This window comes from Collinsella sp. SGI.095 (genome assembly GCF_050314535.1).
In the GTDB taxonomy this organism is placed as follows: Bacteria; Actinomycetota; Coriobacteriia; order Coriobacteriales; family Coriobacteriaceae; genus Collinsella.
Genome location: NZ_JBNPNG010000004.1, coordinates 15,202 through 30,351, shown reverse-complemented (window position 1 = coordinate 30,351; position 15,150 = coordinate 15,202). Strand labels below are relative to the sequence as shown.

General features: G+C 58.8%; 12 protein-coding genes. 3 read left to right on the top strand and 9 right to left on the bottom strand.

Annotation, left to right across the window (positions count from 1 at the left end):
* Nucleotides 1–126: 126 nt before the first annotated feature.
* Nucleotides 127–2,892 carry an FtsX-like permease family protein gene (locus ACQRCA_RS02440; RefSeq protein WP_427718204.1) on the bottom strand — a complete coding sequence of 922 codons (2,766 nt, stop codon included), beginning with the start codon at nucleotides 2,890–2,892 and terminating at the stop codon, nucleotides 127–129.
* Between the two features lie 5 nt (nucleotides 2,893–2,897).
* On the bottom strand, nucleotides 2,898–3,599 hold the full coding sequence (locus ACQRCA_RS02435; RefSeq protein WP_427718202.1) for an ABC transporter ATP-binding protein: 702 nt from the start codon (nucleotides 3,597–3,599) through the stop codon (nucleotides 2,898–2,900).
* A gap of 316 nt (nucleotides 3,600–3,915) precedes the next feature.
* Between ACQRCA_RS02435 and ACQRCA_RS02430 the strand changes: the two genes are divergently transcribed.
* Entirely contained in the window at nucleotides 3,916–5,151 is a 1,236-nt protein-coding gene (locus ACQRCA_RS02430; protein ID WP_427718200.1) for a chloride channel protein, read from the top strand.
* Between the two features lie 206 nt (nucleotides 5,152–5,357).
* On the opposite strand, the gene ACQRCA_RS02425 is transcribed toward ACQRCA_RS02430, so the two are convergent.
* The 3 genes from ACQRCA_RS02425 to ACQRCA_RS02415 form a co-directional block, all read right to left on the bottom strand.
* Nucleotides 5,358–5,936 carry a methylated-DNA--[protein]-cysteine S-methyltransferase gene (locus ACQRCA_RS02425; protein ID WP_427718197.1) on the bottom strand — a complete coding sequence of 193 codons (579 nt, stop codon included), beginning with the start codon at nucleotides 5,934–5,936 and terminating at the stop codon, nucleotides 5,358–5,360.
* 697 nt (nucleotides 5,937–6,633) lie between these two features.
* A complete protein-coding gene (locus ACQRCA_RS02420) occupies nucleotides 6,634–7,659 on the bottom strand; it encodes an aspartate-semialdehyde dehydrogenase (RefSeq protein WP_154514908.1) in 1,026 nt (341 codons plus the stop codon).
* Between the two features lie 220 nt (nucleotides 7,660–7,879).
* Nucleotides 7,880–9,268, bottom strand: coding sequence for an aspartate kinase (locus ACQRCA_RS02415; RefSeq protein ID WP_154514910.1), 1,389 nt, complete (start codon nucleotides 9,266–9,268; stop codon nucleotides 7,880–7,882).
* 104 nt (nucleotides 9,269–9,372) lie between these two features.
* Between ACQRCA_RS02415 and thrC the strand changes: the two genes are divergently transcribed.
* Both thrC and thrB read left to right on the top strand, forming a co-directional pair.
* Entirely contained in the window at nucleotides 9,373–10,890 is a 1,518-nt protein-coding gene (gene thrC / locus ACQRCA_RS02410) for a threonine synthase (RefSeq protein WP_427718194.1), read from the top strand.
* A gap of 203 nt (nucleotides 10,891–11,093) precedes the next feature.
* The gene (gene thrB / locus ACQRCA_RS02405; RefSeq protein ID WP_154514914.1) at nucleotides 11,094–11,975 is read left to right on the top strand and encodes a homoserine kinase; all 882 of its coding nucleotides are present in this window, start codon (nucleotides 11,094–11,096) and stop codon (nucleotides 11,973–11,975) included.
* A gap of 288 nt (nucleotides 11,976–12,263) precedes the next feature.
* Here thrB and ACQRCA_RS02400 read toward each other — a convergent pair whose 3' ends face one another.
* From ACQRCA_RS02400 to mtnN, 4 genes are all read right to left on the bottom strand, one after another.
* Complete coding sequence (locus ACQRCA_RS02400; RefSeq protein WP_427718192.1) at nucleotides 12,264–12,896, bottom strand: helix-turn-helix transcriptional regulator; 633 nt, start codon at nucleotides 12,894–12,896, stop codon at nucleotides 12,264–12,266.
* Nucleotides 12,897–12,927: 31 nt separating this feature from the next.
* The gene (locus ACQRCA_RS02395) at nucleotides 12,928–13,611 is read right to left on the bottom strand and encodes a DUF3990 domain-containing protein (protein WP_427718189.1); all 684 of its coding nucleotides are present in this window, start codon (nucleotides 13,609–13,611) and stop codon (nucleotides 12,928–12,930) included.
* 101 nt (nucleotides 13,612–13,712) lie between these two features.
* Nucleotides 13,713–14,303, bottom strand: a complete 591-nt coding sequence (gene yihA, locus ACQRCA_RS02390) for a ribosome biogenesis GTP-binding protein YihA/YsxC (RefSeq protein ID WP_055252447.1) — start codon at nucleotides 14,301–14,303, stop codon at nucleotides 13,713–13,715.
* Between the two features lie 42 nt (nucleotides 14,304–14,345).
* Nucleotides 14,346–15,083: a 5'-methylthioadenosine/S-adenosylhomocysteine nucleosidase gene (gene mtnN, locus ACQRCA_RS02385; protein WP_427718186.1), complete on the bottom strand. Its 738-nt coding sequence runs from the start codon at nucleotides 15,081–15,083 to the stop codon at nucleotides 14,346–14,348.
* Nucleotides 15,084–15,150: the final 67 nt, after the last annotated feature.

The following is a 15,150-nucleotide window of genomic DNA, read 5'->3' as shown; positions in this document are numbered from 1 at the left end:
CGCCCCTGGGGGTACCTGCGGGTAAAAAGCAACCGCCCCGCCAAAATATGCATTCTTCGGGGCGGTTTATGCAATAAATCGACTGCGGCACGTCACAGCTCGCTACAACTTGAATCCAAGAACAGGTTACTCGGCGCTCTTGAGGGCACCGACCATGTCAATCTTGTTGAGGGTTCGGTTGGTGGCGATGTTGACGATAAACGTAAAGCCAAACGAAAGCACCACAGCGAGCACGAAACTCAGCGGCTCGACCTCAACATCAAAGTACAGCGACGGCATCTGAAGAACGTACGTAAAGCTCTCGGCAAGCAGGCCACCCAGCGGCACGCCCAGTGCGGTGCCAATCGCCGTAAGGATCAACGTCTCCTTATTGACGTAGTGGTGCACCTCGCCACGGCGGAAGCCCAGCACCTTGATAGTCGCCAGCTCGCGTTCGCGCTCCGAAATATTCGTATTAGACAGCGTAAACACCACCACAAACGACAGGCACGCCGCCATAAAGGTCACAAGCACTACGACCGAATTGATAATCGTAAAGTTCGACTCATAGTTCTCCCAATGCTCGGCCGTACTCGAAATCGTAAGCCAACCGTCACTCTTAAGCTTCTTGCTAAACGCAATCTGGTCGGCCGACGAGCCCTTAAGCAGCACAAAGATGCCGTTAAGACGCGCGCTTCGGCCGAACGCGCGCTCATAGGTGCCCTGCGTCATATAAAGCGTGTTGCCCAAATAATTGAGCGAGATATCGCTAACCTTGACCTTGGTAACATTGAGCGACGAATCCTGGACCTGCGCCGTATCGCCCGGCTGAATCCCCAGCACCAGCTGTGAACTCTTGCTTAAATACACGTCCCCGTCACGCAGGGCGAGCGGTTCTTTGGACTCATCCTCCAGGCGCACGTAATCGTCCAGGTCATTCGCGCGGTCGTCGGGAATCACGATGAGCTGTACGGTCTCGCTCTTACCGCCAAACGTAAAGGTGACGTTGTCGGTCATAATCGGCAGGGTCGAGGTCACGCGTACGCCGGAGTCGCTGGCCGCGCTACGCTCTTCCAGCGCCGCACACGTCTGAGCATAGTCATCGGGATTGGCGACCGCCAGCAAGTCATAGCGCGTGATATGCCCGTACTGTTTGGGCGAAAGCGCCACCGACGTATCGCGGATGCCCATACCGCAGATCACGAGCGCCGTGCAGCCGGCGATACCGAAGATGGTCATAAAGGCACGTTTTTTGTAGCGGAACAGGTTACGCGCTGCCACCTTGTTCAAAAAGCCCATGCGGCGCCAAATAAAGCCGATGCGCTCAAGCAAGATGCGCGAGCCGGCTCGCGGGGCCTTGGGACGCATAAGCGAGGCTGGGGTCTCGGCCATCTCGTGGCGGCAGGCGATAATCGTGGCACCCACCACGCCCACGGTAAACAGCGCCACCGAGACGATCGAGGACACGATGTCGTACGAAAGCAGCATCTGGGGCAGTGAGTACATGTCGTCGAACACCGTAAACAGGAACAGCGGCAACCCCACAAATCCGATGATGTTGCCGAGTACGCCGCCGAACAGACATGCCCACAGCGAGTAGTCCACGTATTTGGACAGGATTCGCCCGCGTGAATAGCCGAGCGCCTTGTACAGGCCAATGAGCGTGCGCTCTTCCTCGACCATACGAGTGGCGGTGGTAAGGCTGATGAGCACGGCTACGACGAAGAAAATAAATGGGAAAACCGTGGCGATGGCCTCAATCGAAGAGCTGTCGCTCTCGACGCTTGAGTAGCTTGCGATGTTACCGCGATCCTGGATGTACCAAGTGCATTCGCCCAGATCGGAAAGCTCGGCGCGTGCATCGGCAAACTGCTGGTCGGTGGCGGCGCGGCGCTGGTCCAAATCGGCCTGAGCCCGAGCACGCTCCTCACTGCCCTGGGGCATGCGGTTGATGTTGTCCTGCTCAATCCCAAAGAGCATATTCGCCTGGCGCTCGGAGGCATCCAAGCTTGCCGGCGCGTCGACCGTCAGCTCTTGGGCGCGCACCTTCTCACGCTCGTCGCGAATCTTCTCGATATTACCCTTGACCTCGTTGATCTTTGTCGTATAGGCATCTGAATAGGAGTTGAGGCTCTTGGCTCCCTCGACGATCACGTGGACCGCGGAGTAGGAAGAAGATGTCGCGGCATCCTCGCTCACATAGAACTTATAGTCCGCAGCCGAAGCAGCGCGAAAGGCGTTGACTGTCGAGTCGGAGCTCACATCAGTAGGATCGAGGACCTCGGCCGTAATGGTGTAATCACCCGCGGCAAACTGGTCCTTGGCGCTTTGGTTCGACGAGCTCGCGTCATTGGCGGCAAAACTCACCGTGTCGCCGAGCTTTTTGCCCGAAGCCTTCAGGAACTTCGAAGTCACCGCGACCTCGCCGGCGCTCTCGGGCAAATCGCCGCTCACCAGCACCGGTTGATCGATATTCTTCCCGGAAAGGCTCTGCACGACTACACGCTCGCGCGTGGTACCCACGGCGGTGTAGGCGGTCTCGGTGTAGATGCCCTCGGCCGTCTCGACGCCGTCGACCTCTTGAATGGCCGCAAGATCGTCGCGCGTAAGGCCATAGGTCGACTGCACGTTAATGTCATAGACATTCTGCTGGTCAAAATAGACGTCGACCGAATCGCGCAGATCCTCGCAGCCCGCCTTAAGACCGCACATCACGCTCACTCCGAGCGCGGTAATGACCACGATAGATAGGAAGCGCTTAAGACTGCCTCGGATTGTGCGGGAGATGCCACGGCGAAAAACCGTCGGCACCATATCATTTGAGCTTTGAGCGGTACGGTAGGTCGCGAACTCCCGATCGTGACCCACGTGCTCCGTATCGTGGTTTTGGCTGTTTCGGCGATCTTGGTCCATGGGCGCTACCACTCGATCGTCTCGATAGGCACGGGATTTTGCTGGACCGTCTCGCTCTCCACACGACCGCTCTTAAAGCAGATCAGGCGATCGGCCATGGGCGCGAGCGCGGAGTTGTGCGTGATGATGATAACCGTAATGCCCTGCTTGCGGCAGGTATCCTGCAGCAGCTGCAGGATCTGCTTGCCGGTTTTATAGTCGAGCGCGCCCGTGGGCTCATCGCACAGGAGCAGCTTGGGGTTCTTGGCCAGTGCGCGGGCGATGGACACGCGCTGCTGCTCGCCGCCCGAAAGCTGCGCGGGGAAGTTGGCGAGGCGCTCGCCCAGGCCAACCTGGCGAAGTGTCTGTTCGGCATCGAACGAATCGGGGCAGATTTGCGCCGCGAGCTCGACGTTTTCGAGCGCCGTCAGGTTGGGAACCAGGTTATAGAACTGGAAGACAAAGCCGACGTCGGCGCGGCGGTATTCCACGAGCTGCGCCTCATTGGCGGAACTCACGTCGCGCCCATCCACCGTTACGGTGCCGGAAGTCGCCGTATCCATGCCGCCCAGAATGTTGAGCGCCGTGGTCTTGCCGGCACCCGAAGCACCCAAAATGATGGCGAGCTCGCCACGCTCGACCGTAAAGCTCGCGCCGTCCAGCGCGTGAATGCGGGCGTCACCCTCGCCGTATGCTTTGACGACGTCCTTGAATTCGATATAAGCCATCGATTAATTCCCATCTGGTCGGATAACTCTTTAGTATTACCCATTTCGCACCGACCAAAAAGGGACAGGTTTATTTTGGCAGGTTTTATATGGGGAAACGAGGGGTGCGGGCAGGCACCAGGACTGTCCACGGCAACCATTTGACCCAAACCGTATCCACCGCTATGATGCCGCTACGGAATGAATGTCTCCGTTGGGTGCGCCAGCCAAGCTGCCGCGTTACCCTAAACCGCCTTGTTGCTGATGACTTCTGCTGTTACGTGATGCCCCTAGGCATCACGCCGCGGCAGGAGTCTTTTTTTGTTTTGGAGGAGAAGTGTCGGAAAGCGGCGCATCGAGCAGAATCAAACGTCTGCTCAACACCTATAGTGGCCTCGTGCTTATGGGTGCCGTCGGAATCCCCGTCGGTATCATCGTTGGCGCCATCTGCGCGCTCTTTGGACGCGTGCTTTTGGCGATCGGCGCCTTCCGCGACGAACACATCACCCTGCTCCTCCCCTTCCTCGCCCTTATGGGCCTTGCCATCGTGTTTGCCTACCGCGCTTGGGGCAAGGGCACCGACCGCGGCATGAGCCTGGTATTCGACGTAGGCCACGGGCGTGAGGACGCCATCTCGCCGCGCTTGGTGCCGCTCATTATGCTGAGCACGTGGGGGACGCACCTCTTTGGCGGCAGTGCGGGACGCGAGGGCGTGGCCGTGCAGATCGGTGCAACCGTCTCACATTGGATCGGCCGACGTCTACCTTTCCGAGACCCCGGCAACACGTTTTTGCTTATCGGCATGGCCGCCGGCTTTGCCGGGCTCTTTCGAACGCCCCTTGCTGCCACGGTCTTTGCTATCGAAGTACTGGTCGCAGGACGCATGGAATACCGCGCGCTGTTTCCCGCGCTTACAGCCTCGCTCGCCGCAAGTATGACCTCCGGTGCCCTGGGACTCGAGAAGTTCGAGGTCGCCGTTGTCGCCTCATGCGCGCTTGATCTCCCCGGTCTTGGACGGCTTGCGGTACTAGGCATCGCGTTTGGCATGGTAGGCGGTGCCTTTGCCTGGTGCCTTGCGCATGCCAAGACCCTTGCGGCGCGGCTGCTCCCCAACCCCTATGCGCGCATCGCCGCTATCGGCATCGCGCTATCGGCGATTCTGTTCGCACTGTGGCAGGGTCGATACTGCGGCCTTGGCACCAACCTGATATCGGCGGCGCTCAACGGTAACGGTAAGGTCGCCATCATGCCTTGGGACTGGGCGCTCAAATTCGTACTCACCATCGCCACACTTGCCGCAGGATATCAGGGTGGTGAGGTGACGCCGCTGTTTTCCATCGGAGCCAGCCTGGGCGTCGTACTCGCCGGGATTCTCGGCATGCCCGCCGAACTCTGCGCCGCGCTGGGCTACGCAGCCGTCTTTGGCAGCGCCACCAATACGCTGCTCGCACCCATCCTTATTGGCTGCGAAGTCTTCGGCTTTGGTAATCTGCCGATGTTCTTTATTGTCTGCGTCGTGGCTTACCTGTTCAACATGGATAAGTCGATCTACGCCCTGCAAGAGCGAGCGTAGAAAGATGTCCAAGCAGGTGGTCTCAACCGGAAACGGCGTCCCACTCTGAGGCTGTATTCCGGGACACGGTTTCCGCTTGGGACGCCATTCGGAAAGCGCATCCCGCTTTAAAACGGAATTCCGGGACGTGGTTTCCGTCTGAGTCTCCATTCGGAAAGCGTGTCCCGTTTTTTCACGGCATCTTGGCTATGCAAAGTGCTCGAACATTATTCCTCGTACGCGCCCTCAAGCCGAAGCAGCCACTCCTTGCGATCGAGCCCGCCGGCATATCCGTTAAGCGAGCCGTCGGCGGCAACCACGCGATGGCACGGCACGATAATCGAAATAGGGTTGCGAGCGACCGCAGCCCCCACCGCACGAGGAGACACAACGGGGTCCTCGTTCCCCGGCACCCGATGGCGGGCGGCGATACGAGCCGCAATCTCGCCATACGTGGCGACCTCGCCACGCGGAATAGAAAGCAGCTCAAACCAAACTTCACGCTGAAACGCCGTACCGATCATATGCAACGGCGGCGTATACAGAGGCTCCTGCCCTGCAAAATAAGCATTCAGCCAAGCCCACGAACGCTCAAGCACCGAAGAAGCCGCACCATGAGCCGGACTCGCCGACGACATGCCACCAGCACCGGAAACCGCATCGGCCCCTTCAACATGTTCGGAGTCTTCCCGGAGAAGCGTGGAGCCAAAGTGCTCCTGCCCCTCAAACCAAAGCCCCGTCAGACCGCGGCCATCAGCGGCAAGCAGGATTTCGCCCAAAGGCGAAGCAAACGTCGTCGTGACCACCAGCGGCTCCTTTCAAAACTCCGCACTATAATACCGCGAATTGTGTAGACAACTCCGCAGATACGTCTGGGCAGGATCGCAATTGCTTAAGCGAGGCCACTTTCCCCAATCAAGCGAAGAAAACGCGGGGCTTCTACGCCAGAGCGGTACCCATGCCAGCTGAGCTCTAATACTTTTCCCGAGAAGTGAACGAGTAAAAATAGGACCCCAAAGCATCCACACTTTTTGATTACAAAACCGCAGGATTCGCGCAGCAAAACCGCAGGAAATAGCGGTCAAAATATGTCAATGCTTCGGGGGTCCAAAATAGGTCGTTCACTTCTCGGGAAAAGTATTCAACTTCAATTCACCCCAACCCCAAAGTCACCTCAGGCAGCAGGCGCGAAGCGCCGCAGCTGCCGTCACGGCCCCGCAGCCCCCAAAGGAGGCAGGCGCAAAGCGCCGAGGCCGCCGCCGGGACCAGGGCCCGCAACGGCCACGTGCCCTCACATCAGCCCAGCGGCCCTAACCAACAACGGACCCATCGCAGGCCGCTCGCAGCCGAGTCACCGCAGGCGGTGGCCGGGCTCAGCTTTCAGAACACTCCGCAGACCAGTGCGGCGCCTTGTCCGCGGCTCCGAAGGAGCAGGACAAGGCGCCGCACATGGTCGAGGACGTTCTGAAAGCTGAGCCCGGCCCCCGCCGGACAGTTCCACCACTACTCGCAGAGCAGCTTGGCGATCTGGACGGCGTTGGTTGCCGCGCCCTTACGGATTTGGTCGCCACAGCACCAGAAGGTGATGCCACGCGCGGCCTCGGGGTTCGAGATGTCGCGGCGCACGCGACCGACCCAAATCAGGTCCTGGTCGGAGGTGTCCATCGGCATGGGGAATCGGTCGTGCGCATCCTCGGCGCCCAGGTCGTCGACCAGCTTGACACCCGGGGCAGAAGCCAGCGCAGCACGGGCCTCCTCGACCGTAATGTCGCGCTCAAACTCGAGCGTAATGCTCTCGGAGTGCGAGCGCAGCACAGGCACGCGCACACAAGTGCAGTTCACGCGCAGCTCGGGCAGGTGCATAATCTTGCGACCCTCGTTTTGCAACTTCATCTCCTCGGAGGTAAAGCCCTCCTCCTTGACGCCGCCAATCTGCGGAATCAGGTTGCTCGCCAACTGGGCGGCAAATGCGCGCGGCTCGGGAATCTCCTCGCCACGACCCAGGGCGGCCAGCTGGGCCTCGAGCTCGGCCATACCGGGAGCACCAGCGCCCGAAGCCGCCTGGTACGTCGAGACGATCATGCGCTTCACGCCGGCGAGCTTGTGCAGCGGCCAGGTGGGAACCAGGCCGATGATGGTTGCGCAGTTAGGGTTAGCGATAAGGCCGTGATGCCACTTGATGTCGTCGGCATTGATCTCGGGCACGACGAGCGGCACCTCGGGATCCATACGGAAGGCGTGGCTGTTGTCGACCACGACGGCGCCACGCTTGACGGCCTCGGGCAGCAGCTCCTTGGCGATATCGTCGCCGGCAGCGCCGAGTACGATGTCGCAGCCCTCAAAGGCCTCGGGGCAAGCCTCCTCAATAACAACCTGCTCGCCGCGGAACTCGACGGTCTTGCCCGCAGAACGCGCGCTCGCCAGCAGCTTGAGCTTGCCAACCGGAAACTCCTGCTCGTTGAGGCACTCGAGCATCTGGGTGCCCACGGCCCCCGTCGCGCCCAAAATAGCAACCGTGTACTGTTTCATGCTTCCCCCTTTAAAGGTTGTGGCTTTTGCCCGCACGCCGAGCAGGCAGGATATTCTTGCCCAGTGTATACAAGAACGGGGCGGACACGAAACCCACCCCGTCGAAACGAAACCGAAACGAAACGCCCCGCGCTAGATTTTTTGGAGCATGCCTCAAAACCCACTCGTGCGCCAAAAGGTAGATTTCTAGACATATCCCAAAAATCTACCGGGATGGTCGCTATTTGTGGAGGGCAGCCAGGGCGGGTTCAATCGGTGCAGGAGCCTCCAGATCGGAGACCTTCACAATGCCGTTCTCGTCGGAGAAGGCACGGTAAATGGTCTGAATCGCCAGGTCGAAGTCCTTATCCTCGACACCGATAATGATGTTGATCTCGTCGCAGCTCTGCGAAATCATGCGCACGCTCACGCCAGCCTGGCCGAGCATGCCAAACAGGTGGCCGGAAATACCTGCGCGGCCGCGCAGGTTACGGCCGACGGTCGCGATGAGCGCCAGGCCCTCGACAACCTCAATCTCGAGCGGCTCAACCTCCTGCTGGATGTCGCCCACGAGCGAGTACAGCGAATCGTGCACATCCTGCTCCTGCACCACGGCGCCAAAGCGGTCGACGCCGGTGGGCATGTGCTCGACGGAAACGTCATAGCGCTCGAAGACCGAAAGTGCACGGCGCATAAAGCCGACGCGGGGCTTGGTGCGATCGCGGGCCACGTTGATGGCGACAAAACCGCGCTTGCCGGTCACGCCGGTAATGATGGGCTCCGCCTCGCCCTCATCAGCCGTCTCGCTAATGATGGTGCCAGGGTCCTGCGGCGCATTGGTGTTCTTGATGACCAGCGGAATACCCGCCTCGCGCACGGGGAACACGGCCTCCTCGTGCAGGACGCTTGCGCCCATGTACGAAAGCTCGCGCAGCTCCTCGTAGGTAACGCGCGCAATGGGCTGAGCCTCGGGAACAATACGCGGATCGGCAGAGTAGAAGCCCGAGACGTCGGTCCAGTTCTCGTAAAGGTCGGCGTCCAGACACTTGGCCAGGATCGAGCCCGAGATATCGCCGCCGCCACGATCGAGCAGCTTAATCTGGCCCTCACGCGTCGCGCCATAGAAACCGGGCATAACAAAGCCGCCCTGCTGACCGTACTCCTGCACCAGCTCGGAGGTGCGGTTCATGCTGAGCGTACCGTCGTGATGGAACGCCACAACCGTCGCGGCGTCCAGGAACGGCAGGCCCAGGTACTCGGCCATCAGGCGAGCGGTGAAGTACTCGCCGCGGCTCACAAGCTCCTCGGTGGAGTAGCCGCCCGAGCGGGCGCGCTCGGCAAAGGCCGCGAACTCCTCACGGATGGGATAGGTGAGCTCCAGCTCGTCAGCGATATCAAAATAGCGCTGGCCAATGTCCTCGAGCAGCTCCTCACACGACACGTGATACTTAACGTGCGCGTTAACCAGGTAGAGCAGGTCGGTCACCTTGGTGTCGCCCTTAAAGCGGCGACCGCAGGCGGAAACCACCACAAAACGGCGGGCCGGGTCGGCATCGACGATGGCCTTGATCTTCTTAAAGTGTTCGGCGTCGGCGACCGACGAGCCGCCAAACTTGGCAATCTTAATCATGGGCTGGAGGTTACCTTTCTAAAAAGCCTCTGCGAACCTATTTTGCACGCTCTGATACCATGGTTTCACCGATTGGGACCAAGGCATCCGAGGAGCAGTGTTATATGGGAACTTATCATAGTACACGAGGACGCACTTTATCGTGCTCAAGTAAGGTGGCAATCCGCACCGGCATCGCTCCCGACGGGGGTTTGTTTGTCTCGGACGAGCTCGGCACCCAGCAGGTCGATATCAGCTCGCTTGCAGATAAATCGTACTTTGAAATCGCTCAAGATGTGTTGGGAATGTTACTGAATGATTACACGGGCGAAGAAATTTCGGCCTGTGTGAATGAGGCATATCGCGGCACGTTCGCGAGTGAAGAGGTTACGCCGCTCGTCAAACTCGACGCTGCGCCGGGCGCTGACGCCCCTCAGACCTATGTGACTGAGCTCTTTGGCGGCCCCACGAGTGCCTTTAAGGACGTCGCCCTGCAGATGCTCCCCCGCCTCATGGCCCGCACTTCCGCCAAGGACGGCGGCGCCGAGCGCATCATGATCGTCACCGCCACGTCGGGCGACACCGGCAAGGCCGCACTCGCCGGTTTTGCCGACGCTCCGGGCACGGGCATCACCGTCTTTTATCCCGAAGGCAAAGTCAGCCGCGTGCAGAATCTGCAGATGTCCACACAGGAAGGCGATAACGTCGCCGTCTGCGGCATTCGCGGCAACTTCGACGATGCCCAGAGTGCCGTCAAGCGCATCTTTGCCGATAAGGAGCTTGCCGAGCGCTTGGAGGCCGCCGGAACGGTGCTCTCGAGTGCCAACTCCATCAACGTCGGCCGTCTGGTGCCGCAGGTCGTCTACTACTTTGCCGCCTATGCGCAGCTGTTGCGCGCCGGCGCCATCGAGGCCGGCGACGCCGTGGAGTTCTGCGTACCGACCGGCAACTTTGGCGATATCCTGGCCGGCTACTATGCCAAGCGCATGGGCCTGCCCGTCGCCAAGCTCATTGTCGCGAGCGACAAGAACAACGTGCTGGCTGACTTCCTGACCACCGGCGTCTACGACCGCAACCGTCCGTTCTTCACGACCATCTCGCCGTCGATGGACATCCTCATCAGCTCCAACCTGGAACGCATGCTCTACTTCCTGTCCGATGGCGACTGCGAACTTGTTGCCGGCCTTATGGAGCAGCTGGCAAAGACTGGTCACTATGAGGTTCCCGCCGACCTGCTGGCAAAGATTCAGAGCGTCTTTGGCTGCGGCTGGGCCAGCGAGGACGAGGTGCGCGCTGCCATCAAGAGCTGCTGGGATGCGAACGGCTACGTGATCGACCCGCACACCGCTTGCGGCTATCACGTCTTTGAAAATGTCGCTCCCGCCGAGGGCGCCAAGGCCCGTGTGCTGCTTTCGACCGCCAGCCCCTACAAGTTCCCGCGTGCCTGCTGCGATGCTCTGGGGCTCAACGTTCCCGAGGACGACTTTGAGGCCATGCGCGTGCTCGAGCAGGCCACCAATACGGCCGCACCGGCACAGCTCGCCGAGCTCGAGTCCAAACCCGTCCGCTTCGAAGACGTCTGTGACGTCGATGAGATGGCAAGCTACGTCGAGTCTGCAGCAAAAAAGATGGCTACCAACTAAAACCCTTATTAAGCGCCGGCGAAAGCCGGCGCACCTTCTTTTATCAGATAACCCCCGGGATGATGACGAACGCGCACAGCGTGCCTGGCTGTTTAGTTCGTCGCGAGTTCCGCACGCAAAGGAAAGCGCTTAATGTGCTTTCCGTCTTGTGCAGGACTGCCCGAGCAGCAAACTAAACAGCCAGGCACGCCAGGAGGACCCACATGATCAAGATCACCGTCCCAGCAACCAGCGCCAACCTAGGCATCGGCTACGACACCCTCGGCATGGCCGTCAGCCTCTACTCGCACTTCACCTTCGAGCGCGCTGACAAGCTCACCATCACGGGCTGCCCCGAGGAGTTCCAAAACGAGAACAACCTGGTCTACGTCAGCTTTGTCGATGCGCTGGCCGCATGGGGCGAGCCGGCCTTCCCCGTCGCCATCGACATTCAAACCGATGTACCCGTCGCTCGCGGCCTGGGTTCCAGCTCCACTTGCGTCGTCGCTGGCATTATGGCCGCCGCCGCACTGACAGGCCACACCGTCGACCGCGCTGAGCTCGTCCGCATTGCCACCGAGGTCGAGGGCCATCCCGATAACGTCGCTCCCGCCATCCTGGGCGGCGCCGTCTGCTCCTTTACGCCGACCGATTCGCTCCCCCAGTGCCTGCGCTACGAGGTGAGCGATCGCTTGCGTTTTATTACCGTGATTCCGCCCTACGAGGTTCACACGAGCGAGGCGCGCAAGGTCGTGCCGCAGGAGATTCCGCTCTCCACCGCCGTATGGCAAATGGGCCGTATCGCCGGCATGACGCGAGGCCTGGAGGCCGGCGACCTCGACCTGATTGCTGCCGCCAATGACGACCGCATCCAGGAGCCCTATCGTCGTCGCCTGATTCCCGACTACAACGCTGTGCGCGACACCTGCCTTAACGGCGGCGCCAAGACCATCTGGATCAGCGGTTCGGGCTCTACCCTTATGGCTGTGACCGACGACACCATCGTGGCAAAATTCCTGCAGGTCAAGCTGCGTGAGCAGTTCCCCAAGTGTGAGACGCACATTCTAACGTGCGACACCGAGGGCGCTCAAATCGAGTACCTGTAGACATCGCCGATCGGTCTGTCCGGGCCACCCGGGGACATCCCCTTAAAAACGTCCTCGCACTTGAGGCCCGCTTATCCTGCTCCTTCGGAGCTGCGGATAAGCGGGCCTCGTGCTGCGGAATGTTTTTAAGGGGATGCCCCCGGGTGGCCCTATGGCAACGTGGCTAGCGATGTCTCTAGGGACCCACGCTTTGAAGGGGCGCCGGGCTGAAATTATGGCCCTTTATTGATAGGGGCTCTTGCTAGGCTGGAGCACTTACTAGTGACAGGCTTCGACTATGTGCTTGGTTTAGGCTGCGCTGGGTTCCTTGTATTCGAAGACTGGTTCTAGGAGGTCTTCGATGTTGCAGTGGAGGGCTTTTGCTATGGCTCTTACGCTTGTTACCGAAGCTTCATTGATGTTTCTCTGGCGCTGCTCGTACATTTGGATTGAGCGTAGTGACACACCCGATTCGTATGCTAGGTCTTGTTGGGTTTTCTTAAGCTTCTTTCTTGCTAACGCAAGTTTGGTTTGCCTGGACGCTTTTTTCGCCATATCGCAGACGAGGCGAACCACTCGTTCCTCCGAGGCTTCGTGCCAGGGGTAATACAGACTGCGCAGCACATCAAATGGAACGACATGCAGCAAATCTTCGAAAGACTCTCCTAGGCGCCACTGCAGGTATGCCAGCATCCAGCCCGCCCAATATTCCGGCGTCTTCTCAAATCGATAGGTGCAGTCCGGTATAGGCCTGTTTTGATAGCCCGACCTTTCAGCGATAAGCGCGAACAGCTCAACACCCGATTTTCCCGACACGACCCATGCGTTGCCGCGTTCAAACTCGCGAGCAACCCCGCTCAGGCAAAAGAGTTCAGCAACTTCAGATCCTTCTGCTCCATAGTCATTGACGGCATAGTCGAAGCAGTCGCCGAGGTTGTTCATTGCGTCCTCGAGGTAGTAGACGGGATATGTCCTACTCGGTCCACGATCTGTTAACTCTTGGATCATTTAAATCAACCCTCCCTGCCATTAAATCCCTAATGTCGATGCCTTCGGAATCGAACCCATTGACCGTATCCAAGTATTTGCGTCGAGCATTCTGCTCTCGCTCAAAACGCTTGGGATAAAACTCAGACCCCGAAGCCCGCTTCCAATCGCAGAATCTAATCATCGAAAATGCGCGCTCGCTCATAAGGGCATATTGGATACCCACATCACCCAAGCACATGATACGTTGCAGCTGTTTGAGCGATATCATGCCGCTGACAAACTGTCTTGCAAACGAAAAATAGGAGTCGTCAGCACGATAGCCTCGAATAACGTCATAAGGAGATGTATCAATTAAGCAGTTATCAAGTAGATAGCGAAGCCCTTCACGCGCCAATGGCGTCGAAACATTGAACTCTCTGTTATTCGCCAGAATTGCAAGCCAATTGAGGATTGAAAACTCCCCAGACTCCAAATCCAAGACCGAAAGGCCATCTAAATCAAGCTCATATCGATTGGCAACGCCATCAGACTCGGTCCGGCATGCCCATTCCATCGCCATTTCCTCATGTGGCGTGCAATAAAACCCGCGCCCATAGTCATTGAATGGTCTGCATTTATCCAACGACGGACGTTCGACAACAACCTCCGACCCGTGCCAAAGCTCCATATCGACCTCCGAATAAAAATATCACCCCAGTGATAGTGTACCAACAACTATCACTGGGGTGCTATAGATAGATGCAAACTATTGTCTGCCAAGAGCCCCTACTAGAGGCAGGCCTCGGCAATGCGGCGCTTGAGCTCGTCGATGCCGGTGCCGGTCTGGGAGCTTGTGATGATTACGTTTTCGGCCGGGACGTTGAGTTGCTTTTTGATGGCTGCCGCTTGGCGGGCCTGCTGGGTGCGGCTGAGTTTGTCGGCCTTGGTGAGGCAGACGATAAAGTTGAACTCGTTGCCCTGCAGGTAGTCGATCATGTCATGGTCGAGCTTGCTGGGGTCATGGCGAATGTCCACCAGCGACACAACCAGGTTAAAGCTGCGCTCGGAGTCGAAGAAGTCGCCGATGAGCTCGGCCCAGCGGTCGCGCTCGGCCTTGGAACGACGGGCGAAACCGTAGCCCGGCAGGTCCACAAAGTGCACGTCGTCGGCCTCGAAGAAATTGATATTGCTCGTCTTGCCCGGCGTGCTCGAAACCTTGACCAGGTTCTTGCGGCCAAAGAGCTTGTTCATGATGGACGACTTGCCCACATTGGAGCGGCCCACAAAGCTCACCTCGGGACAGGTGGACTCGGGGATCTGCGAAACCTTGCCGTAGCTGGCGACGAACTTGGCAAGCTGGTAGTTAATGGAATCGGCCATGGATACTCCTTGGTCGTAGGTTCTTACAATAGGGATGCACGATTACGCAGCGGCGATGCAGCGGACGATATCGAGTGTAATGCCGCTCGCGGTGCGGGCGTACTCGTCCAAATCGAACTCTCGCTCGCAAAACGCGTCATATGCCTCGTCACAATTATCGCTGATAGCACGCAGCACCAGACAATCGACACCGTTCTTGGCTGCAATATGGGCAATCGCAGCACCTTCCATCTCAACGCAATCGGCATGCGTCGCCTCGATGGCGGCGCTGCGCATGACGTCGCCCGTTACAAAGCGGTCGCCTGTAGCGATAGTGCCAACCAGGAACTGTTTAGGGTCCTTCTCCGCAGCGGAATCAGAAGCGTAAGCATCGATAAACCCATGTTTTGCAAGCACGGTGGTGGCGATGTCAACCAGAGCCGGTGTCGAGGCAAACTCCTCAAGCTCCGGCGCCGACTCGGCGATGAGCGCCGTGTCGGTATCCAGATAGCGCAGGCACTTGCCAATAACCACGTCATTGATATGGAGTTTGGAGTTTAAGCCACCCGCAATGCCCGAAAACACAACGGCCTGCGGAGCATATTTGCTGATGAGATGCTGTGTTGCGCCAGCGGCGTTTACGGTTCCCATGCCAGCGGTCGTGGCGACCACTGACAGACCGTTGAGTTCGCCGCTTACAACGCTCAAGCCTGCCTCTTGCGACACATGGGCGCCGTTCAGTTCTTCTTTAATCTGCGCAACCTCTTTTTCGAGTGCACCGATGATTGCGATGGTAGGCATACCATCCCCCAAACCTGTGAAAACTGTTTATCCACGGTATGGTACCAGCATTTTGACTCAACCGCGC

Coding starts and splice junctions, on each gene's coding strand:
- ACQRCA_RS02400 (WP_427718192.1), bottom strand. CDS start 12,896: ATGAACAACCTCGGCGACTGCTTCGACTATGCCGTCAATGACTATGGA.
- thrC (WP_427718194.1), top strand. CDS start 9,373: ATGGGAACTTATCATAGTACACGAGGACGCACTTTATCGTGCTCAAGT.
- ACQRCA_RS02395 (WP_427718189.1), bottom strand. CDS start 13,611: ATGGAGCTTTGGCACGGGTCGGAGGTTGTTGTCGAACGTCCGTCGTTG.
- yihA (WP_055252447.1), bottom strand. CDS start 14,303: ATGGCCGATTCCATTAACTACCAGCTTGCCAAGTTCGTCGCCAGCTAC.
- thrB (WP_154514914.1), top strand. CDS start 11,094: ATGATCAAGATCACCGTCCCAGCAACCAGCGCCAACCTAGGCATCGGC.
- ACQRCA_RS02420 (WP_154514908.1), bottom strand. CDS start 7,659: ATGAAACAGTACACGGTTGCTATTTTGGGCGCGACGGGGGCCGTGGGC.
- ACQRCA_RS02415 (WP_154514910.1), bottom strand. CDS start 9,268: ATGATTAAGATTGCCAAGTTTGGCGGCTCGTCGGTCGCCGACGCCGAA.
- mtnN (WP_427718186.1), bottom strand. CDS start 15,083: ATGCCTACCATCGCAATCATCGGTGCACTCGAAAAAGAGGTTGCGCAG.
- ACQRCA_RS02435 (WP_427718202.1), bottom strand. CDS start 3,599: ATGGCTTATATCGAATTCAAGGACGTCGTCAAAGCATACGGCGAGGGT.
- ACQRCA_RS02440 (WP_427718204.1), bottom strand. CDS start 2,892: ATGGACCAAGATCGCCGAAACAGCCAAAACCACGATACGGAGCACGTG.